This is a genomic window from Streptosporangium fragile, from assembly GCF_039534445.1.
GTDB classification, from domain to species: domain Bacteria; phylum Actinomycetota; class Actinomycetes; order Streptosporangiales; family Streptosporangiaceae; genus Streptosporangium; species Streptosporangium fragile.
Window position 1 is genome coordinate 1 of sequence record NZ_BAAAVI010000032.1, and the last position, 21,083, is coordinate 21,083.

Sequence of the window (21,083 nt, forward strand, 5' to 3'; positions counted from 1 at the left end):
CCACGGCGAGGTGGGCGGCACCTCGCTGATCCGCGACGTCCGCGACTACCTCGACCACGTACGCGGGGAGGCCGGGCGGCTGCGGGCGGCCGGCGTCTCCGCCGACGAGACGGCGGCGACGATCGACAAGGACGCCCGCGCCCGCTGGACCACCTGGGAGCGGCCCGAGTGGATCGGCTTCGCCGCCCGCGCCTTCTACGACAGCGCCGAGCGGTGAGAGGTGGGCCATGTCATGGACGCATCGGAGCGAAAAGGCACGGTAGGCCGCCCGGATCACCCCGTTTGATGGGACTTTTCGTTCCGATGCTCGTCAACTCCCGGATCTGCCCGGGTCCGTGTTGAGGCGGGTGGCCAGGCCCGGCGTGTCGATGTCGAAGGGCACCGGGTGCGACTGAGGGGACAGGGCGCTCCTCGGGGCGGCGGTTCGGTCGGCGCCGTCGGCGCCGCTCGCCCGTTCGACAGCAGGTCTAGGTCGGACCGCCATCGTCGGCGAAGCGCGACACAACCATCTCGACCAGTGCGGCGACGTCAGCATCGACCATCGGCTCGCCGGTCATGCCCATCCGGTGGAGCAAGGTTCCGACAACGACGTCGATGAAGAACAGGACCCGGTTCTCCGGCTCGCCGAGCGCGTCCTGGAGCGCGAGCCGGTACGGGTCCTGCAACCGCGCGGACAGGATCTCGCGCAGGACCGGATCGCTGACGGCATCACTGAACACACCCGCGAACGCGTCGCCCACCCCAGGCTCGCCGATCTTCGCCGCGATCCAATGGACGGCCGAGGACATGAGCTCAGCTCGGCTGGTGCCCTCCAGCGGCACCGGGCCGAACGCGTCAAGCAGGCAATCCACGATCAACTCGCCCTTCGAGGGCCAGCGGCGGTAGATCGTCGTCTTCGCGACGCCGGCCGCGGCGGCGATGCGGTCGACGGTGGCTCGCGCGTAGCCGAGCTCGTGGACCGTGCTCAGCGTTGCGGCGAAGACCACGGCGTTGAGGCCGGAGCGCGGGCGACCGGGTGGTCTGGCGGATGTGGTCGCTCGGGTCATGCTCACACGATAGCTTATTACGCTACCTTTAGTATCGATACTTGAGGTAGCGAAACTGTTGGGGTGAGGAGGACACATGAGCGAGGTCACCGGTACGGAACGGCCGCCGCTGGGCATCCGGCTGCTGCACGCCCTGGGCAAGGAGCCGGACTGGTCGGCGATGACGGCCGAGGAACTGGTCACCTTCCGCGAGGCGGTGAACCGTAAGCGGGCGTCCCGTCTGGCGCGGCTCATCACCGGGTTCCCGGACCGTGGTGCCATGATCCAGTGGCGTGATGTGGCGCTGCCCGGCCGCGGACTCCGGGTCCGGGTGTACCGGCCCTCGGCCGGGCACGGCGGCGGGGACACCGACCGGACCGGCCTGCCGCTCGTGCTGCACGTGCACGGAGGCGGGTTCGTGGGCACGGCGGTGCAGAGCGACTGGGTCAACAGTCACCTCGCCGCGCGGCTGCCCGCGGTCGTCGTCTCGGTCGAGCACCGCCTCCTCGACCCGGAGACCCCGCTCTCGGCGGCCGTCGACGACGGCTGGGACGTGCTGCAGCACGTGGTGGCGCACGCCGCGCAGTGGGGAATCGACCCGGCACGGACCGCCGTCTTCGGCGAGAGCACCGGCTCGATGGTCACCGCCCTGGCCGCGATCCGGGCCAGGGAGTCCGGCCCGCTCCTGCGGGCGCAGGTGCTGGTCAACCCCGCCGTCGACCTGACCCCGGCGGGGTTCGACCACGCCTCGATGCGCCGGCACGCCGACAGCCCGACCCTCACCATGCCGCAGATGCGGCTGTTCCAGCGGCTCGCCGTCCCGCCGGGAACGGATCCTCGTACGGTGTCGCCCCTTTATGCCGGTGACCTGAGCGGGCTGGCCCCGGCGCTCGTGGTGGTGCCGACCGTTGATCCGGTGGCCGATCACGGCCGCTGTTACGCCGAACGACTGCGGACGGCCGGGACGCCCGTGCGGCTCACCGAGTACCCCGGAGCGACACACGCGTTCCTGAGCATGCCGGGCGCGGTGCCGCAGGCGAAGGCCGCGCGGGCGGAGATCGTCGAGTTCCTCCAGGGGGCCCTGGCCAGGTGACGGGTTCCGGCTGCCGGTTGGTGTTCCACGTCATCGCCCCCATGGATCAAAGGGCTCCGGGGCGATCGACACAGCCGGTGAGCCGACCCGGAACACGATCATCGGCTCGACCGCGGGCCTGGTCGTGAGAAGAGATCGATGAAGACGGGAGAGTGATGAACACCACGGACCTCGCCCAGGCGAGAAAGCGGTCCGCGCCACCACCAGGAGATGCCGATCCAGCAGCGGACCGGACTGTGACGCGGCTGCTGCGTCCGCATCTCCGGAGTTTCGCCGCCGTCGTCGTCCTGCAGGCGATCGGCGCGGTCGCGGGTTTGGCGCCGCTGCTGACGGTCGTCGAACTGGGGCGCATCCTGTTGTCACCCGGCCCCGTCGATCGGGGCCACGTCTGGACGGTCGTGATCGCGGGCGCGGCCGGCTTGTTCGTCCGGCTGCTGTGCACGGCGGCGGCGTCCGGCCTTGGGCATGTTCTCGACGGCCGGGTGCAGCTGGCGTTCCGCCGGCAGCTGGCCGCGCGGCTGGGGCGCGTGCCGATCGGCTGGTTCTCCCGGCGCCGGACCGGCGAGCTGGCGAAGGTGGTGGGGGAGGACGTGAGTGCCGTGCACCCGTTCATCGCCCACGCCCCCGGCGAGCTCGTCGCCGCGTTCGTGGTGCCGCTGGCGTCGCTGATCTACTTGTTCACGATCGACTGGCGGCTCACGCTGATCACGCTGATCCCGGTGGTGATGGCCATCGCGCTGGTCCCACTGCTGATGCTCCCCGCCCGGACGCGCGAACAGGAGGAGTTCGACGCGGCCATGGGGCGGATCGCGAGCTCCGTCGTCGAGTTCGTGCAGGGCATCGCGGTGGTCAAGGCGTTCGGCGGATCCGAGCGCGCTCACCGCACGTTCCTCACGGCCGCCGACGACTTCGTCCGCGTCTTCTTCACGTGGGTGCGCGGCATGTCCCTCGTCGCCGCCGGAATGCAACTGGTGCTGTCACCGCCGTTCGTGCTGTTGGTCGTGCTGATCGGCGGTGCGGCCCTGATCACGTCCGGCTCTCTGGCCCCGGCCGACCTGCTGCCCTTCCTGCTGCTGGGGCTGGGGCTGACCGCCCCGGTGGCAGCCCTCGGCCACGGCTTCGACGACATGACGGCCGCCGGCCGCGCCGTCGGCCGGATCAAGGAAGTGCTCGACGTGCAGTCGCTGCCCGAGCCCGCCCAGCCGGTCGCGCCGCAGGGCCACCGGGTGGAGCTGCGTGACGTCCGCTTCGGCTACGAAGACGGCCACGAGGTGCTGCGCGGCATCGACCTGGTACTCGAGCCGGGGACGGTCACCGCGGTCGTCGGGCCGTCGGGAAGCGGCAAGTCCACGCTGGTCCGACTACTGCCGCGCTTCTTCGACCCGACCCACGGCTCGGTCTTGCTGGGCGGCGTCGACCTGCGCGAGATCGGCAGCAGGGAGCTCTACCGGACGGTCTCCTTCGTCTTCCAGGACGTCCGCCTGCTGCGCGCGTCGGTCGCGGACAACATCGCGCTCGCGGTCCCGCACGCCGACCGCAACGAGGTGATACGCGCCGCCCAGCTGGCCGACATCCACGACCGCATCCTCGAACTGCCGCGCGGATACGAGACGATCATAGGTGAAGAGGCCGAACTGTCGGGCGGCGAGGCCCAGCGCGTCTCGATCGCCCGCGCGCTGCTGGCCGACGCGCCGGTTCTGGTGCTCGACGAGGCGACCTCCTTCGCCGACCCGCAGACCGAGCAGGCGGTGCGCCGGGCCCTGGCGACACCGGGCGGCGACCGCACGATCCTGGTCATCGCCCACCGCCTGGAGACCGTCGCCGACGCCGACACCGTCGTGATGCTGGAGAACGGGTCGATCGTCGAGCGCGGCAAGCCCGCCCAACTGCTGAAACAGGGCGGAAAGTTCGCCGGGTTCTGGCAGTCCCACCGAGCCGCGATCGCCGACGAGATCGCAACCCACGGTCCCGTACGGCAAGGAGACGAGCCCCGATGATCCGAATGCTGCTGCGCGTGCTCGGAGACGAGTACGCCCGGGCGATGCGTCGCACCGTGGCCCTGATGACGATAACCGCGGTGGTCGAAGGCCTGCTCTACGCACTGCTGGTCCCGGTGCTGCAGGCCCTGCTCGGAGACACACCCGCGGACGCCGGGCCGTGGCTGATCGCGTTCGGGGCCGCGGTCGCGGTCTACGCCGTACTGCGCTACTTCAGCGATCTGTCCGGCATGCGCGTCGGCACCACGATGTTGCGCGGCATGTACTACCGGCTCGGCGAGCATCTGGCCCGCTTGCCCATCGGCTGGTACAGCGCCGGCCGGGTCGGCGAGGTGTCCGTCATGGCCAGCCGCGGCCTCCTGCAGGCGATGGGCGTGGCGGCGCATCTGCTGTCGCCGTTCATCTCCGCTCTGGTGACTCCGCTGACGATCGTCGCCGTGATGCTCGCCTTCAACTGGCAACTGGGCCTGGCCGCGCTGATCGCCGCACCCGTCGTGGCGGTCATCCAGGCCTGGACAGCGCGCTCGACGGCCGCCACCGACGCCGAGCGCCACGAACGCGACAAGGAGGCCACCGGGCGGGTCATCGAATTCCTCCAGGCCCAGCCGGTGCTGCGGGCCGGCGGCCGGACCGGCGAGCGGTTCACGCTGCTCGACGACTCGCTGCAGGAGGTCCGGCGCGCGTCCCGCCGTACCGTGCTGGCGACGCTGCCCGGCGCGGTGGGTCTGACGCTCACGGTGCAGACGATCTTCACGGTGCTGCTGGTGCTGGGTGCCCACCTCGTGCTCAGCGGGAACATCGGCGCGGCGGAGATCCTGACGATCCTGGTGCTCGCGGCCCGCTGCGCCGACCCGCTGCTGTCGCTGTCGGACATGAGCGGCAAGCTCCGCGGCGCGCGAAGCGAACTGGACAGGCTCGACACGGTCCTGCGCACCGAGCCGCTGCCGGAAGCCGCCGAGCCGATCCGGCCGGTGGGTCATGGCCTGGAGTTCGAGTCCGTCACCTTCAAGCACGGCGACCGCACGGTGCTCGACGACGTGTCGCTGTCCGTGCCCGAGGGACGGCGGCTCGCCGTCGTCGGGCCGTCGGGCGCGGGCAAGAGCACCCTGCTGCAGTTGCTCGCCCGCTTCTACGACGTGGACGCGGGCGCGGTACGCGTCGGAGGCGCGGACGTCCGCCAGATCAACACCGACGTGCTCACCTCGCAGATCGCCATCGTCTTCCAGGACGTCTACCTCTTCGACGGCACGATCGAGGAGAACGTGCGCCTCGGCCGTCCCGACGCCGACGAGGCCGAGGTACGGGCCGCGGCGACCGCGGCACGGCTGGACGAGGTGATCGAGCGGCTGCCCGGCGGCTGGGACGCCAACGTCGGCGAGGGCGGCGCCCTGCTGTCGGGCGGCGAACGCCAGCGCGTCTCGATCGCCCGGGCGCTGCTGAAGAACGCCCCCATCGTCCTGCTCGACGAGGTGACCTCCGCACTCGACCCGGTCAACGAGGCGGCCGTCCACGAGGGCATCGAGCGCCTGACGGCGGGCCGCACGGTGGTCATGGTCGCCCATCGCATGCGGACCGTCCGACGCGCCGACCGCGTCGTCTTCCTCGACGGCAGCCGGATCGTGGAGGAGGGCAGCCACGACGAGCTGCTGCGCCGCGGCGGCCGCTACGCCGGCTTCTGGAACATCTCCATGACACCGGCAGCAAGCGAATGAGTCCGGGAGGGGTGTAGCCAAGGAAAGCCCGGGGAAACCACACGGGCCGGGTGCCGAACTTCGTGCCTCCGGCCCCGCCGGACTCGCCGTGAGATCGCACCGGCAGGCCGGCGGCCAAGAACGGCCGCCGATTCTGCGAGGGCGCGGTAGACGCCGGCGGGGGAGGGGCAGGACTTCCACCCCCCGTAACCCCAGCGCAAATTGTTGCGTTGGAGTGCCTTGGCCGCCATGGGGTCGGTCAGCTCAGCGGTACGACCTCGATAATGACGTTGCCGATCTTCTGCCCGGTTTCGACATAGCGGTAGGCGTCGACGATCTGGTCCAACGGGTACTGTCGGTCGATGACTGGCCTGAACTGTCCGTTCTCGATCAGCTCCTGGAGGTGCCGTACCATCTCCCGGTCGTTCCTCGGGATGGGGAACTTCACCTTTTTGCCGCCGAGCAACGGCGTGACCAGCGGCAGGACCAGGTTCTGCCACCAGGGCCCCACGTCGGAGGACAGGTACGCCCCACCGGGTTTCAGCAGCCGCTTGCAGCGGCCGAATGTGCTCTTGCCGACCGCGTCGAATACCGCGTCGTAGGTCTGTGTGTCCCTGGTGAAATCCTGAGCCGTGTAGTCGACGACCCGGTCGGCGCCCAGGCTCCGCACCAGCTCCAAGTTCGCCGTGTCACATACTGCGGTCACCGTGACACCAAGGCTCTTCAGCAGTTGCACCGCCGCCGAGCCGATGGCACCGGTCGCCCCATGGACGAGGACGTCCTGCCCGGCCCGGATCCCGGCCGTCCTGATGAACGAGAGCGCATAATGCGAGCCTTCGGTGCCGGGAGCGGCCTCGGCGAAGGTCGTGCCCGCCGGCATGGTCGCGATCATGCCGTCTTCGGGAACCGACAGGTACTCGGCGTGCGCTCCGAACGCGCCCTCGTTGTACCCGAACACCCGCTCGCCCACGGCGAATGACGTGACGCCGCCGCCGACCGCCTCCACCACTCCCGCGAACTCGGTTCCGAGGACCTTGCGCCGCGGCCGGGTGAGGCCGGTGGCCATCCGCACGAAGAAGGGCCTCGCCGCCCGGTAGGCACAGTCCGTTCGGTTCACCGTCGTCGCATGCACCCTGACCAGAACGTCCTTATTCCCGACCGGGGGCTCATCCACCTCGGCGATCCGAACCACGTCCGGCGGGCCATACCTGGAATGAACCGCTGCCTTCATGGACGCACCCCACTATCCAGCTGTAAATTGCGATCTTTACGCTTCGTAGGCCGATTGCCGCTGGTGGTGAATGGTGCGGAAGCGGGCTTGGTGAGAGCATAACCCCGGCCTTTCAAGCTCTCCAGCCACCCATAGGTTGCGGTCCTTGGTCATCTTCTTCAGGGCGCTGCGGGCGCCGGTCAGGTCGTCCTCGGATCTGGTCAGCTTGGCCTTCAGCTCCCTGTCCTCCGCCACTGCGGCGCCCAGCGCGGCGACCAGGCGTTCGCCCTGGGCCGGCAACTCGTTGATCCGCATCGTCAGCTCCCGGGTGCCGGCCGTCTCCAGCGCCGCCCCCAGCCCCCGCTGGACGGCGGCCCTGAGCGTGTCCCGCTCGGCGCTCAGGGCTGTGGCCGGACGCGACGGCCACAGGCCGCCCTGAGCCAGAGCCCCACGGGGTCATGAAGGATGCGGATGGGAACGAGGCGGGCTTCGTCGGTGCGCGGGTCTACAGTGCCGCCATGACGGATGATCTCGGTGGGCACGGCGCCGCGTGGGCGGCTGCTCGGCCGGTCGTCACGTTCACCGGGCACGAGGAGGAGGCCACGACCGCGGTGGCCGTGAGGACGGCCGACGGGCGAGTGCTCGCGGTTACCGGCGGGTTCGGCGAGACCACCGTGCGGCTCTGGGATGTCGGCGCGGGCGAGCCCGCCGGGTGGTGGCGGCCGGGCTCGGACGACGCGTGGACGATCACAACCGGCGTGCTGGACGGGCGACCCGTCGTGCTGACCGGCGGATACGGCGGGCGGATCGAGGTCCGGGACCCGGCCGGCGGGCAGTTGATCCGCGCCATCGAAGTCAAGGAGTACCCGGGGATCACCGGCATCGACAATCTCGCCGAGGACCTGTGGTATCCCGGCGGCATCCATGTGAACGCCTTGGCCACCGCCGTGCTCGACGGACGGCCTATCGTGATCTTCACGGTACACACCGACGACTCCGGCATCGATGTCTGCCGCGACTTCCCGGTCGCGGGCATTCACGATCTGGCAACGGGGCGCCAGGCTGGTGAGATCGCGACCGGGCACCCGGGAGCGGTGCACCTGGCCACGACGGTCCTGGACGGGAGGCCCGTGTTGATCACCGCGAGCAGCGCGGACCCGGCGGTGCGGGTATGGGACCTTTCCACCGGGGCCCGCCTGGGAGCGGGGCTCTCCGGCAACACCGGCGGTGTGACGGTCGTGACGACAGCGCTCCTCGACGGTGGTCCCGTCGTCGTCACCGCCATGGCCGACACGACCGTCCAGGTCTGGGATCTGGCGGCCCGCCTCCGAGCCTGAGGCCGCCATCGATCTTCCACCTGGCGTGATCCTCGCCCTGGCGTGCCGGCCCGGTGACCTGTGCTGCAGCGCCGTCGAGGGCTGCCAGGAGGTGTTCGGCCTGCATCGGACGCGCGAGTGGCCGGTCGTGTTACCGGCGTCGCGCCGCCGGGTCCCTGGACGTGACCGCTTTCGTGCCGGTGTCCTCGATCTGTTGAGTCTCCGTCACCCGCGCGGGGGACGCCGCAGGGCCCGGCGCAGGCTACTTTTCGTGTTCTTCTCACGAAATTGCATGCCTGCGAAGGACGGTCCATGTCTGCTGTCATCGTTGCCCGGGAAGCGCTCGGCGGGAGGGTGGTCTTCTCCCGTGGGCGCGCGTGCCCGCCCACGGCTGATGCACCAGGGCCACCCGGCGAGCAAAGAGCCTGGTCCGCCCGGGCATTTCTCCCGGGAGACCGGGACGCCGGCCCAGGAGTCCCGGGACCCCGACCGGGTTGCCTGGGCGGATGATGGAAAACTCTGACGTGTTCCCCCGGCCGCCGGGCGCCACCCCGGGCGCCGCGGCCGAGGGCGGGCTCGGGGCCGGCGCGGCCTCGCCGTCTGCGGCCCCGCCGCGCTCGGTGTCCCGCCGTACGCTGCTGCTGGGCGGGCTCGGGGCCGTGGTCGCGGTCGGCGTGCCGACCGCGCTCGCCGTCCTTTCCGAGTCGGCGCCGGAGTCCGTCGTTCTCGCCGGTCACACCGACTCCATCTACTCGGTGGCCTTCAGCCCGGACGGGGCAACCCTCGCCACCGGCGGCAACGACACGGTGCGGCTGTGGGACGTGGCCGACCGCGAAGTCATTACCGCCCGCACCCACGACATCGACTGGGTCCACTCGATGGCCTTCAGCCCGGACGGGGCAACCCTCGCCAGCGTCAATCGCAACACGGTGCGGTTGTGGGACGTCACCGGCCGCGAAACCGTTACCCCCCTCACCACCCTCACCGGCTACACCGGCTACACCGGCCATGTCCGCTCGGTGGCCTTCAGCCCGGACGGCACAATCCTCGCCGTCGGCGGCGACGACCGCACGGCGAAGCTGCGGGACGTGACCGACCGCGAAAACGTTGTCACCCTCGCCACCCTTACCGGCCACACCGGCGGTGTCACAGAGGTGGCCTTCAGCCCGGATGGCAAAACCCTCGCCACCAGCAGTCTCGACGACACGGTGCGGTTGTGGGACGTGGCCGGCCGCGAAACCATCGCCACCCTCACCGGCCACACCGGCAGCGTCGGCTCGGTGGCCTTCAGCCCGGACGGCACAACCCTCGCCACCGGCGGCGGCGAGAACGACTACACGGTGCGGTTGTGGCCGGGGCTGAAGGACTGAAGTCACACCGCCGAGGCCTGACGAGCGGCCCGCGGAGCCACTGGATGCCGCGCACCAACGGCTCGGCGGGCCGAGCGCGGGTGGTGGGGACAACGACCACCACCACCCGCCGGCCGTGACGCGCGCCGTGATCGAGACCCGCCCGTGGCTGACGCTCCTCCAGCCGCCGTCCTGGGATCTTGGTAGTAACCGCGGAAAATTCAACGGATACCGCCGCCGGCGTCGACGTGAAGCACCCGGGCAAGGTCAGTGGCATGCTCGGCCCGGCCCGCCGCATCTGCCAACCGGCATGCCAATCCTGCGGGCCCTCACATCAGAGCAGGTCAGGGGCATATCTGTTGGATTTTCCGTGATTACTACCGGGACCCCGACCTGCGCGGCGCTCTTGGCCGCTACCCGGGCAGAAGCACCGTGCCGATGCCGAGCAACGCGCAGATCCCGAGGATGCGCAGCATCGGCCACTTCAGCACGAACGTCATGACCAGCGCGGCCACCGTGATGACCAGGGCGACGGGGTTGACCGTGCCGAGTTCGGGGACCTGGGCGTTGAACGGCCCCCACGCCCAGGTGAAGGTCTGGCCGAACAGGGTGTGCTCGGCGAAGTAGAGCGCCAGGTTGGCGATGATGCCGACCACGGAGGCGGTGATGCCGGTGAGCGCGGCGCTGATGGCGGTGTTGTGTCGCAACTTCTCGACGTAGGGGGCGCCGAGAAAGATGAACAGGAAGCACGGCACGAACGTGACCCAGGTCGTCAGCAGCGCTCCCAGCAGCGCTCCCGCCCACGGTGTCAACGCGCCGGGGTCACGGTAGGCGCCGAGGAACGCGACGAACTGCACCACCATGATCAGTGGTCCCGGGGTGGTCTCGGCCATGGCCAGGCCACGGACCATCTCGCCGGGTGTCAGCCAGCCGTAGACCTCCACAGCCCGCTGGGCGACGAACGCCAGCACCGCGTACGCGCCGCCGAAGGTGACCAGCGCCGTTCCGGAGAAGAACAAGCCTTGGGTGGTGAACACGCTGTCGGTGCCGAGCAGGAGCGCCACCGCGGCCACCGGCACCCACCACACGAGCAGCCCGATCGCCAGGATCTTGCCCGCCGAGCGCCAGCTCGGCTGGGCGTGGTGCAGGGCGTCGTCCGGGATCAGCGGCGCCGGACCGCCGTCGCTGCCGTGCCCGTTGCCGGACTTGAAGACGTGCGGGGCCAGCCGGTGCACCAGCCATCCGACGAGCGCCGCGGCGGCGACCACGAGGGGGAACGGCACGGCGAACAGCGCGAGCGCGGCGAAGGCGGCCACGGCCAGGGCGACGAAGAAGGGGTGGGTGAGCGAGCGTTTGGCGACCCGGATGACGGCCTGGGCGACGATCGCGAGCACGGCCGGGGCGATGCCCGCGAACAGCGCGGTCACCACCGTGGTGTCCTGCCATAGGAGGTAGACCGCCGACAGCGCCAGCAGGGCCAGCATGCCGGGCAGCACGAACAGGGTCCCGGCGACCAGCCCGCCGCGGGTGCCGTTGAGCAGCCAGCCGACATAGATCGCGAGCTGCTGCGCTTCCGGGCCTGGCAGCAGCATGCAGTAGTTGAGGGCGTGGTTGAAGCGCTGCTGGCCGATCCAGCGTTTCTCCTCCACCAGGGTGCGCTGCATGACGGCGATCTGTCCGGCCGGGCCGCCGAAGGTCTGCAGCGAGATCAGGAACCAGGCCCGTACGGCCTGCCGGAACGGGATCACATCACGCGTGGCTTCGATCGTCATGACGGCCTTTCATGGGCGGGCAGGCGGACGGATCGGAAGATCCGCCAGAGGGTGAGGTCGTAGGCGGTCTTGGCGGCTCCGGCGATGACGAACGGAAGGGCCAGGCCGAGGGGCAAGAGGAATCCGGCCAGGGCGGGCCCGGCCGGTCGGGTGAGGTAGCGGGCGGTGTTGGTGACGGCGGCGGCCGCGGTCCGTTCCTGTTCGGGGACCAGGGCCATCACGTACGCCTGCCGGGTGGGCACGTCCATCTGCGACAGGCAGGCTCGCGCCATCAGCAGCGCGATGGCCCCGGGCAGTCCGGGTGCGAATGGCACGGCGGCCAGCAGCAGGTTGGATGGGATGTGGGTGAACACCATCGTGCGCAGCAGCCCGATCCGCGCCGCCACCACCGGGGCGGCCAGCAGGGAGGCCGTCTGCAACACGCCGAGCACGGCGAAGGTGATGCCGATGGTCTGCGTGGTGGCGCCGTAGCGCAGGTTCAGCCAGTAACCGATGTACGCCTGCACCACGAAGCCGCCGGCCAGGCTGTCCACGGCGAACAGCGCGGCCAGCCGCACCACCGGGCCGCGCGAGCGGGCCAGCATCCGGGGCCGCGGCGACCCCGGCGAGATGGTGGGCGCCTCGACGCTGGTGGGCAACCGAAACGCCAGCATCATGCCGGCCGCGCCCACGACGGCCAGGACGCCGCCGAGCAGCCGCCGATCCGGTGGCAGCGCGCCGAGCAGCGCCCCTGCCGTCCCGGCGACGGCGGCGACCGCGTTGTACAGGCCGAAGCCGCGCACCACCTCCCGCTGCGGCCGCCCGGTGCTGGCCAACATGACCTGCTCCAGCGTGGTGAACGGCCCGGACTCCATCACCTCGACCGACAACGCGCCGGTCATGGCCACCACCGCCAGCAGCCACAGCGGCGCTCCGAACGCGATCGTGATCCCCGAGCAGACCAAGGCGCCGTACAGAGCGGCGTACACGCGGCGGCGCCCTGCCCGATCGCCCCAGCGGGCCAGCGCGAGGCTGGAGATCAGCGTGCCGGCCAGGATGGCCGTCAGCATCAGCCCGACCTCGGCGGGGCTCAGCCCTTCGAGCCGCAGGATCGCGCCGAGCTGAACGGCGGCGATGCCGTACCCGAGGCCGCGCAGCGCCTGGGAGGTCAGCAGCAGGCCGACCGCACCCATCACGCCGGCTCCCGCCCCAGTAGCAGCGCCCGCCGGTGGAACTCGTACAGGCCGTCGAAGAGGGGCCCGGTGATCTCCAGCACGCGCTCGTCGTCGCAGATCATGGACAGCCCGCGCAGGATCACATCCACGCCGCGCGCCTCGGGCGCGTCGAAGCGCTCGTCGTCGATGTCGGCCTCGTGCACGATCTCGGCCAGCTTCCACAACACCGGATCGTCCAGCTCGTAGCGGCGCAGGATCGTCTCGAAGCTGCAGTCATCCCCGTGATGCGACAGCTCGGCCCCGCGCATGTCGAACGGCGTCGCGTCCGCCGGCACCGCTGCGGGGTCGTCGACGAACACGAACTCCGGCTCGGGATCGATGTGCCGCCGGATCAGCCAGGCACACGCCGCCCGGTCGATGTGCACGCCGGCGCGCGTGGCCCACCTCATCGCGCGACCTCGCTCGCGCCGACGCCGGCGTCGGAGCCGGTATCGGCCAGCGCCAGCACCGCGCGCTGCGCGGCCTCACGCTCAACAGGCGGGAAGTAGTCGCGCCGGCCGATCCTGCGCAGCTCCGCCTGTAGCCGCTTCAGGGCGCGACTGCGCTCGCCCGGCCGCGCCCGGGCCGCCGCCTCGGCCTGCTCAAGCACCGCCCGATACTCGGCCGCCCGCGCGGAGCGCATCTCGGCGGCGATCGCCTTCTCCTGCGTGGCGCTGCCGGCGGCGGCCAGCCACACGGTGGAGCTGCCTCCCATCTCGCCGATCTCCTCGGCGATCCAGTCGATCTGCTCCCGGGTCCGGGCATCGGCGGGCAGCGCGACCAGCCCGTCACCCAGCCGCGCCACGCCGAGTCGGTCCAGCTTGCGCCAGATCGTGATCCGCAACGTCGACGGCTGACGCGGGATGCGATACGCCAGCAGCACCCATTGCCCGGCCGTGCCCGTCATCGTCTCCTCCACGCCATGCCCATCTCCGAGAGAAACCAGAGTTACAGTAACCATGGTTGCACATCATTGGCAATCGGAAGAACAGCGCCCCGGGGTTCACCCGTCCAATGGGTTGCTTGACAACTGTTGTTATCCGGCAAGCTGGCGATCACATGCCCGGCCCGAGCCGAGCGGCCGCCGCCCGGCGCGGCGGGTTCATTTCCCGGTTATCCGGCAACTCCGGGGGTGAGGAACAGTGGAACAACCGTTGGCGGTCAACGGCTGTTCCACTGTTCCTCACCCCCATGACGGCGGGCCTGGTCCGCCGTCTGCCCCTGGCCGCGCGCCAGGGGGCCGGTGGTCAGAGGAAGCTTCCAGGGTGGCGGGCGGCTCCGGGAGACGGGCTTCAGGTCGTGCTGATCGTCCATCGGAGGCGGCGGGCCTCCCCCAGCAGGCGGCTGCCGCCCTTGCGCGCCGCCACCCCGGACAGGCCGGGGACCTCGCCCCGCGCCTCGGCGAGGGTGGCGGCCGTGACCGCGACGGCCAAGAGGTCCGCCAGACCGGCCAATGGCCGTTCCCCGGCCTCCGGCAGCAGGGCAGGCAGCGTTTCCGCCAGCGTCGCCCACGTTTCGCGGTGCGCCCCGGACAGCGCGAGTTCCTCCAGCGCCGGTGTCACCCGGTTGAGCTTGACGAAGCCCGCGCGGATCAGGTGTCCCAGCGCCCAGCCGACATCGGCTCCGTCGAGCTCACCGCGGGCGGCGAGGATCTTCGCCGCCTTGACGGCCTGCGCCCGCTGGTCGGGCTTCTTGTGCCCTAGCGCTGCCGCGATGGCGCTCGCGGTCGCCCGCCCGACCGGCCCCTCGCCCTGGACCAGGGCGGTCAGCACCTTCACCTGGACGCGATTGCTGGGGATGCTCACGGCCAGGCATTCCAGCACATGGGCGGCGATCACCTCGCGGTGGGACGGCATGATGGCCGGCCACCACGACATGTCGTCGGAATGACCCGCCCAATACTCCTTCGGCTCCAGGACGCACAGGTCGCGGATCGCCTCCGGCAGATCCTGTGCCGGAGGAGCCATGCGGGCGTGCAGCGCGGGGACGCGGACGTAGTTCTGGTACGACACGGTGCGCATCATGGCCGCCATGCCGTACGTCATGTCCGGGTCGGCCAGGCCGCCGTCGCGCAACCACGCCGCCAGCCGCCGTCCTGCGGCCGAAGTCAGCCGTTCGGCCCGGGCCAGGACCTCGGGCTCGACGGATCGGGGCAGGCGGAGCAGGGCCTGGCAGAAGTCGAGGGGCAGCGGTTCATCGTCTCCCAGGAGCTCCAGGCGGCCGACCAGCGTGCCGGCGTCGATCTGCCCATTGGGGGAGGTCGGGGTGGCCAACAGCGTCGGCATCGTCCGGCCGGACTCCAGCAGGGCGATGACCTCGCGCAGCCGGTCCCTGACCCACCCGTCGAGCAGCGTGCTGTACACAGCATTCTCGGCCAGGTATTCGGTGAGCTGCGCCGAGCACCGGACGCTGTGCGCGGGTGACACGATCGCGAGCGCGCAGTGGGACAACAAGGAGCAGGGGTTGTTGGCGATGGAGGTGTCGACGTAGGAGTAGCTGGTGTAGCCCCACCGGCCCCACCTCTCCTCCCACCACGGCCGCAGGGCTTCAGCGATGGCGGCGCGGTCGCGGTGGGCGAACTCGACCAGAGCGGCCAGGATCCACTCGATCTCCATGGGCCTGTAGGAGATCCAGCCGGTGGAGAACTTGCCGGCCAGTTCCGCCGCGGAGGCGATCGGCGGGGGCAGCTTGGGGAGCGCGGCCCTCGGCCGCAGGACGCCGGGGACCGGCGGTTCGGGCAGGGCCGGAGCAACCTCGCCGAAGGCACCGGCGATCTGGGCGAGAAGGTTCGCCGGGAGGGTCGCCGCGGCTTCACGGATCACGTCCGCCGCGGTCGGGCTCGCGTGGGGCGCCAGCTTCAGCGCCAGGCGTACCGCGCGGTCGCACAGCGCGGGCGCGTCCTGGCCGAAGACCAGAGCGAGCGCCGCCAGGCAGCCGTCGGCGCGCTCGGGCGCCGCCCCCGCGATCCACCGCAGTGCGATCGTGACGTACTTCTTCTCCGCACGGAACGCCAGCGCGCCGACCGCCTCGGCGAACAGGTCACCGTCGAGCCCGGCGGCGTCGTCCACGCGGCGCAGCTCGTGGGCGGCCAGTTGCGCCAGCGGGGACGCGGCGACCGGCAGCACCCGTACCAGGTCCACCAGGGGGATCTCGTCGAGTGCCGGCCGCAGCAGGTTCCACAGCGTGACGAACGGCTCGACGTCGCGGGACTGCCCGTCGGTCAGAAACCGGGTCGTGCAGCCGTCGAGCAGGCCCCGCCGGTCCACGCGCCCTTCGGCCGCCAGGCTGGCCAGCGCACCGATGACGGACGGCCTGTCCTGGCCCGCGTCCCGCCAGTCGTGGGTCAGCGCGAGGGCGACGCCTTCGGCCTGGAACAGGCGGGGGACCATGACGTCCAGGAGGGGATGGTCGCGGACCACGTCGATCGGCGCGCCCCTCCCCAGCCGGTGGTGCAGGTCCCAGACCCAGCCCGCGACGGAGGCGTCGTTCCCGGGAGGCTCGATGCCCGTCTCGATCACCAGGATGGCCGCCAGCTCCCAGCCGGGCTCTCCGTCCGGGTTCCGCCCTCGGCGCGTGCCCGGCCGCAGGCCGGCGACCAGCCGGTGGGCCAGGTCCCGGCGCCACTCGTCCTTCCGTCCGCGGATCGCACGCAGGACACGTTCGGCGTCCGCCCGCGGCGCGTCCGGTTCGCGGAGCTCGCGGCGATGGAGCCAGGCCGCGACCTGCGCGGCGCCGGACAGGCAGGCCGCCCCCACCATGCGAAACACGTGCGCCCGGTTGATGACCTCCCACTGGGACGGGCCGCCGCCGCGTACCCGTTCGGCCAGGTATCCGGGCAGTTGCGCGGCGACCGCTTTGCGTTCCGTGTCGGTGAGGCCGGTCACGAAGGCCAGCAGTCCGGTGTCGTCGGTGCCGGTTTCGAGCTGTTTGCGGACTTCGTGCCAGGGGTTCACGCCAACGCCTCCGTCAGATCGGGAGCGACGCTCGGCTGGTTCGATCCGCACGTCAACACTCGGGACGGGCGCGACCTTATCGATCACCGCCGACAAACGACGTGATGGAGCGCGCCGCACCTGCGGCGCGATCTTCCTGTCAGTGCCGGGGCTTGCGGACTTCGAACCGGGCGATGGGCTTGGTGCTGGACGAGATCGACGCGCTCGGTGACACCGGGGCCTGGCTGGAGGGCATCGCGCCGTCGAAGGTCGCTGATTTCGCCGGGGAGGCCGACGCCCAGGACGCCGACACCCTGTCGCGTTACGACCCGGTCAAGCAGTTGGCGCTGCTGGCGTGCCTGGCGCAGACCGCGCGCATGCGGGCCCGTGACGATCTGGCGGAGATGCTGTGCAAGCGGGTGGCGGGCAACCTGCGCAGGGCGCGGGCGGCGCTGGAGGACATCCGCGAGCGCCAGCGCACGGTCAATGAGAAGCTGATCGGCACCTACCGCACGGTGCTGGAGCATCTGGATCCTGACGGCCCCGAGGCCGCCGGAGGGGTGGAGCGGGCGGTGGCCGCGGTCAACAGCGCCGGCGGGTTCTCCTCGCAGTTGGCCGACATCGAGGCGGTGGCGGCCTTCCACGGCGACAACTACGAGGTGCTGGCCCACCGGTTCTTCGCCAAGGACCGATCGGTGATGTTCGACCTGGTCGCCAAGCTGGAGCTGAAGGCCACCTCCGCCGACGACTCGGTGCTGGTGGCGCTGGAGATCTGATGCAGGTGGCGATCTCCATCAGCGAGGGCCGGTTGAGCTCGGCGACCTTGATGCGGCGGCTGCGCTCCAACTCCCGCAAGAACTGCATCTACAAGGTCTTCCGGGAGGTCGGCCGCAGCGTGCGTACCGTCGCCCTGCTGCGGTATCTGGCCGATCCGGCGCTGCGGGCCCGGGTGACGGCGGCGACCAACAAGGTCGAGTCCTACAACGGTTTTTTCCAGTGGCTCGGGTTCGGCAACAACGGCGTGATCGCCCACAACGACCCCGACGAGCAGGAGAAGCTCATCAAGATGAACACCCTGCTGGCGAACCTGGTGATCTTCCACAACGCCCTGGACCTGTGGACGTGGTCCGCACGCTGGTGGCCGAGGGCTGGCCCATCACCGCTGATGAGCTCGGGGAGATCTCGCCGTACCTGCGCGCACATCCGCCGTTTCGGCGCGTACGCCACCGACGAGATCGCCCAGGAGTCGGCGGCGTTCAACCCCGAGCTCACCGAGATCGACTTCACCGCCGTGGGCCTGGCCGCCTGATGAGGGGCCCCGCCAGAGCGGCGTCAGGTCAGCGGGTGAGGATGGCGCGAGCGCGCTGGAGGGCTCTGGCGTACGTTTGGCCGGCTGTCGCCGGCTCCGCGGCGAAGTGGCGCATTCCGGCGGTGTAGTACCGGTCCTCAAGGTAAGAGGGGGTCCCGGTAGTAATGGCGGAAAATTCAACGGATACCGCTGCCGGCGTCGACGTGAAGCACCCGGGCAAGGTCAGCGGCATACTCGGCCCGGCCCGCCGCATCTGCCAACCGGCATGCCAGTCCTGCGGCGCCCTCGCATCAGAGCAGGTCAGGGGCATATCTGTTGGATTTTCCGGGACCCCGTCAGTCGCTGCCGCAACCGCCCCCGAAGCCATCGGAGTCATCGTGCCGGCCGAAGTCGCCGCCGGCCCCGTCGTGGCGGCTGCTGGAACCGCCCGATGAGCTGGAACCGCTCGATGAATTCCACAGGAACCGCAGAAACCAGACTGCCCCGGCTGCCAGCCATATCCACCCCAACGGGGTCGATACCACCATAGATACCGCCACATCTACGAGGAAGCGCACAATGAGTTCAAAGTCGCTCACAGCCCCACCTCCCTAAGCCAGAAGGCCCGAACTGGCCATGCTGGCATAGACGGGGTCTGAGGAACATCGGAACCGGATCGTGCGCTAAGCCCTCTCAGATGGACGGGCTATTAAGAGATAAGTCTTGGGTTCCTTTGTGGCTGGGCAAGGCGCGGGCCGGGCAGCAGGTGGGCCCTGCCCCCGAGGTGTGGACACCTTGAATACCGGATGATGGAAATCCGGAGACAAGGAGTTCCACGTGGCGATGAAGTCGTACCCGCCGGAGTTTAAGGCGGACGCCGTCGCGTTGTACCTGTCTGATCCGGCGCGGACGTACGCGTCGGTGGCCTGCCGGCCGTTGAAAGCGGCCGAGTCCGTCCGGGGAAAGCCCAGGTAGTCTCCGGCGAGCACAATCGGATCCGCGGCGGTCATCGCGGAACGGTACGCGGTCACCGCACGTACATGTCCGACCGGTACTGCGGCCATGGCCTCTTCCCACCGTACGACGCGGCTGTCGGCGACCCGATCGGTCAGCCGAACTGACGACAGTTGAATAGGCGAACCCACCAGTCCGAGACCCCTTCCTGCAGCCCAGGTCGTCCGGCTCCGGGCTACAGGAGAAGGGCCGGCACGCCCCACGCCACCCCGGCCCCGCCTACCGCCCCGGCGACGGCCTGGGCCGGGGTGTGGTGCGTCACCCGCACCCGCGCCCACCCGATCACGGCCACCAAAAGCGCACCCACCACGAGCGTCAGCGCCGGGGGCAGGATGTGCGCCAAGACCACCGTCGCGCCGGCGGACACCCCCGTGTGGAAGGAGATCTTCCACAGCAACGTGATGGGACCCATGACCAGCACCCATCCGAGCATCACGGCCGCGGTCGCGGTCACGATCGCCGGGGCGTCCAAGACGGCGAGCAGGACCAGGCCGACCACCACGGCCACCAGCCCGGCCAGCATCGGCCCCTTCCGGGAGCGCCGATCCACCAGGTGCATCGAATCCAGGCGGCCGCGCCGCACGCCGACGGCGATCACCCCCGCGGGGATGCCCGCGCACAGGGCGGCGGCGAGCAGCCCCCACGCCGCACCGGCCCACCCGTGCGCGAGCCCTCCGGCGACGGGCGGCAGCAGAAGCGCGACGTACTGGGGGGCGAAGACCTCCGTCACCGCCCAAGCGACGCCCCGGCCGGTGCGGGGGCCGTCTTGAGGTGCTTCCACGCCGTCCACACGCTGATCAGCCATCGGGCTTCCTCCAGGATGTTCTCTCCGGCCTGCGCAGGGGTTCCCGCGTCGGAGGTGCTGCGGGCCGCGGCGGCGGTGTTCTTCGCCGCCGGGGCGTCACTCAGGTGTAGCACGGTCGTGGCCGCGTCGACCCGGCCGGCCGCGTAGGTGCCCTCGGGCAGCTCGCAGAACTCCGGGTGGCGGCCGGAGCCGCGGGCCGTGCCGAAGGCTGGGGGCGGCTGCCGCGCCGGGCCGCGTTCGCCGGACAGATCTTCGCCGACGCCACCGGGATCACCCACGCGGTCGCCGTCGCCACCGCGCAGCTCAACGCCCATGCCCGGCCCCGGGTCCGGGGGCGACCACCGCCACGGCCCCGGATCCTGCGCCGCAAGTTCGTCTACCTGCTTTGCAGAACGAAGCACCCGGTTGCCGGATAACCGGGAAACGAACTCTCCGTACCGGACGACATCCGCCCAGCCCGCTCAGCGCGATACAGGTCCATTTTGCGAGACAGCAAAGGTTGTCCCGCAGCCGTTTCACGTAGCGGGCTCACCGGTTCACCCGTATCCGACAGGATGATCACATGACGGTGAAGAACGACAGGCGGTGGAACCACAACATCCACTACCACCCCCGCATCCTTCGCGCGGTTCCCGACGGCGCCCAGCGCGCTCTCGACGTCGGTTGCGGCGAGGGCATGCTCGCCCGCGAACTGCGCCGGGCCGTGCCACACGTCACCGGTATCGACCTCGACGCGCCCAGCATCGACCAGGCTCGCGAGCACCCGGACGACGTCGACTACATCCTTGGTGACGTCCTCACCCACCCCTTCGAGCCCGCCTCGTTCGACGTCGTCGCGTCGGTGGCCACCCTGCACCACATGGACGCCGCCACCGGGTTGACCCGTATGCGTGAGCTGCTGCGCCCCGGCGGGGTCCTGGCCATCGTCGGTCTCGCCCGTAGCGCCATGCCAGGTGACCTGCCGCGCGACCTCGCCGGCGTCGTCGCCAGCACCTTCCACCGCGTCACCAAAGGCCACTGGGAGCACCCGTCCCCCATGGTGTGGCCGCCGCCGGTGACGTATCCGCAGATGCGGGCGTTGGCCGCCGAGATCCTGCCGGGCTCCCGGTACCGCCGCCATCTCCTGTTGCGCTACAGCATCACCTGGTGCAAGCCACAGGACTGAGCGGGGCCGGCCAGGCCGACGTCGCGGAGCATGGCCTCGCAGCGGGACGATCCTCTCCGGCACGGTTGACCGGCCATCCCACGGCGACCGCCAACCCCGCCCACGCCCAGCCGGAGTCCAGCAGCACGCTCACGACTTCCGTGATCGACCACCCGCTGTGGTGTAGGTCTCGCTTCTGATCATCCCTGCCGTCCGGCACGGGATCGGAACCACCCCTTGCAGGCCAGGTGACG

Annotated in this window: 20 protein-coding genes and 1 pseudogene; 10 read left to right on the forward strand and 11 right to left on the reverse strand. The window is 70.6% G+C overall.

Annotated features, from left to right (window positions below):
• Window positions 1-217: hypothetical protein (locus ABD841_RS21635; protein WP_344974623.1), on the forward strand; the 217-nt coding region annotated here is incomplete at its 5' end.
• Between the two features lie 250 nt (window positions 218-467).
• Here ABD841_RS21635 and ABD841_RS21640 read toward each other — a convergent pair.
• The gene (locus ABD841_RS21640) at window positions 468-1,046 is read right to left on the reverse strand and encodes a TetR/AcrR family transcriptional regulator (RefSeq protein ID WP_344974626.1); all 579 of its coding nucleotides are present in this window, start codon (window positions 1,044-1,046) and stop codon (window positions 468-470) included.
• Between the two features lie 76 nt (window positions 1,047-1,122).
• Here ABD841_RS21640 and ABD841_RS21645 point away from each other — a divergent pair, with 76 nt between their 5' ends.
• The 3 genes from ABD841_RS21645 (at window position 1,123) to ABD841_RS21655 (ending at window position 5,827) form a co-directional block, all read left to right on the forward strand.
• On the forward strand, window positions 1,123-2,118 hold the full coding sequence (locus tag ABD841_RS21645; RefSeq protein WP_344974629.1) for an alpha/beta hydrolase: 996 nt from the start codon (window positions 1,123-1,125) through the stop codon (window positions 2,116-2,118).
• A 236-nt stretch (window positions 2,119-2,354) separates the two neighbouring features.
• Window positions 2,355-4,115 carry an ABC transporter ATP-binding protein gene (locus tag ABD841_RS21650; protein WP_344974632.1) on the forward strand — a complete coding sequence of 587 codons (1,761 nt, stop codon included), beginning with the start codon at window positions 2,355-2,357 and terminating at the stop codon, window positions 4,113-4,115.
• Window positions 4,112-5,827, forward strand: a complete 1,716-nt coding sequence (locus ABD841_RS21655) for an ABC transporter ATP-binding protein (protein ID WP_344974635.1) — start codon at window positions 4,112-4,114, stop codon at window positions 5,825-5,827. The genes ABD841_RS21650 and ABD841_RS21655 overlap by 4 nt, the downstream gene beginning before the upstream one ends.
• Window positions 5,828-6,065: 238 nt before the next feature.
• Here ABD841_RS21655 and ABD841_RS21660 read toward each other — a convergent pair whose 3' ends face one another.
• On the reverse strand, window positions 6,066-7,037 hold the full coding sequence (locus ABD841_RS21660; protein ID WP_344974638.1) for an NAD(P)-dependent alcohol dehydrogenase: 972 nt from the start codon (window positions 7,035-7,037) through the stop codon (window positions 6,066-6,068).
• A gap of 36 nt (window positions 7,038-7,073) precedes the next feature.
• A complete protein-coding gene (locus ABD841_RS21665; RefSeq protein ID WP_344974640.1) occupies window positions 7,074-7,331 on the reverse strand; it encodes a hypothetical protein in 258 nt (85 codons plus the stop codon).
• 203 nt (window positions 7,332-7,534) lie between these two features.
• On the opposite strand from ABD841_RS21665, the gene ABD841_RS21670 reads away from it, so the two are divergent.
• Together ABD841_RS21670 and ABD841_RS21675 are read left to right on the forward strand one after the other, a co-directional pair.
• A complete protein-coding gene (locus tag ABD841_RS21670) occupies window positions 7,535-8,353 on the forward strand; it encodes a WD40 repeat domain-containing protein (protein WP_344974643.1) in 819 nt (272 codons plus the stop codon).
• Between the two features lie 473 nt (window positions 8,354-8,826).
• Entirely contained in the window at window positions 8,827-9,702 is an 876-nt protein-coding gene (locus tag ABD841_RS21675) for a WD40 repeat domain-containing protein (RefSeq protein WP_344974646.1), read from the forward strand.
• Window positions 9,703-10,094: 392 nt separating this feature from the next.
• Here the strand turns inward: ABD841_RS21675 and chrA are convergent, their stop codons facing one another.
• From chrA to ABD841_RS21700, 5 genes are all read right to left on the reverse strand, one after another.
• On the reverse strand, window positions 10,095-11,453 hold the full coding sequence (chrA, locus tag ABD841_RS21680) for a chromate efflux transporter (protein WP_344974649.1): 1,359 nt from the start codon (window positions 11,451-11,453) through the stop codon (window positions 10,095-10,097).
• Complete coding sequence (locus tag ABD841_RS21685) at window positions 11,450-12,625, reverse strand: MFS transporter (RefSeq protein ID WP_344974651.1); 1,176 nt, start codon at window positions 12,623-12,625, stop codon at window positions 11,450-11,452. The genes chrA and ABD841_RS21685 overlap by 4 nt, the downstream gene beginning before the upstream one ends.
• On the reverse strand, window positions 12,625-13,056 hold the full coding sequence (locus ABD841_RS21690) for a chromate resistance protein ChrB domain-containing protein (protein ID WP_344974654.1): 432 nt from the start codon (window positions 13,054-13,056) through the stop codon (window positions 12,625-12,627). The genes ABD841_RS21685 and ABD841_RS21690 overlap by 1 nt, the downstream gene beginning before the upstream one ends.
• Entirely contained in the window at window positions 13,053-13,565 is a 513-nt protein-coding gene (locus ABD841_RS21695) for a Chromate resistance protein ChrB (protein WP_344974657.1), read from the reverse strand. The genes ABD841_RS21690 and ABD841_RS21695 overlap by 4 nt, the downstream gene beginning before the upstream one ends.
• Window positions 13,566-13,938: 373 nt before the next feature.
• Complete coding sequence (locus tag ABD841_RS21700) at window positions 13,939-16,599, reverse strand: DUF7825 domain-containing protein (RefSeq protein WP_344974660.1); 2,661 nt, start codon at window positions 16,597-16,599, stop codon at window positions 13,939-13,941.
• Between the two features lie 173 nt (window positions 16,600-16,772).
• On the opposite strand from ABD841_RS21700, the gene ABD841_RS21705 reads away from it, so the two are divergent.
• Both ABD841_RS21705 and ABD841_RS21710 read left to right on the forward strand, forming a co-directional pair.
• A complete protein-coding gene (locus ABD841_RS21705; RefSeq protein ID WP_344974663.1) occupies window positions 16,773-17,354 on the forward strand; it encodes a hypothetical protein in 582 nt (193 codons plus the stop codon).
• Complete coding sequence (locus tag ABD841_RS21710; RefSeq protein WP_344974666.1) at window positions 17,354-17,887, forward strand: Tn3 family transposase; 534 nt, start codon at window positions 17,354-17,356, stop codon at window positions 17,885-17,887. Before ABD841_RS21705 ends, ABD841_RS21710 begins: the two co-directional genes overlap by 1 nt.
• A 335-nt stretch (window positions 17,888-18,222) precedes the next feature.
• Here the strand turns inward: ABD841_RS21710 and ABD841_RS21715 are convergent, their stop codons facing one another.
• Window positions 18,223-18,465, reverse strand: coding sequence for a hypothetical protein (locus tag ABD841_RS21715; RefSeq protein WP_344974668.1), 243 nt, complete (start codon window positions 18,463-18,465; stop codon window positions 18,223-18,225).
• Window positions 18,466-18,703: 238 nt separating this feature from the next.
• Between ABD841_RS21715 and ABD841_RS40880 the strand changes: the two are divergent.
• Window positions 18,704-18,790 (forward strand): annotated as a pseudogene (locus ABD841_RS40880) (NUDIX hydrolase); the annotation flags it as partial.
• A 265-nt stretch (window positions 18,791-19,055) separates the two neighbouring features.
• On the opposite strand, the gene ABD841_RS21720 reads toward ABD841_RS40880, so the two are convergent.
• Both ABD841_RS21720 and ABD841_RS21725 read right to left on the reverse strand, forming a co-directional pair.
• On the reverse strand, window positions 19,056-19,685 hold the full coding sequence (locus tag ABD841_RS21720; protein ID WP_344974670.1) for a hypothetical protein: 630 nt from the start codon (window positions 19,683-19,685) through the stop codon (window positions 19,056-19,058).
• Window positions 19,607-19,999, reverse strand: a complete 393-nt coding sequence (locus ABD841_RS21725) for a hypothetical protein (RefSeq protein ID WP_344974673.1) — start codon at window positions 19,997-19,999, stop codon at window positions 19,607-19,609. Before ABD841_RS21725 ends, ABD841_RS21720 begins: the two co-directional genes overlap by 79 nt.
• A gap of 248 nt (window positions 20,000-20,247) precedes the next feature.
• Here ABD841_RS21725 and ABD841_RS21730 point away from each other — a divergent pair, with 248 nt between their 5' ends.
• Window positions 20,248-20,850, forward strand: a complete 603-nt coding sequence (locus tag ABD841_RS21730; RefSeq protein WP_344974676.1) for a class I SAM-dependent methyltransferase — start codon at window positions 20,248-20,250, stop codon at window positions 20,848-20,850.
• The last annotated feature ends 233 nt before the right edge of the window (window positions 20,851-21,083 follow it).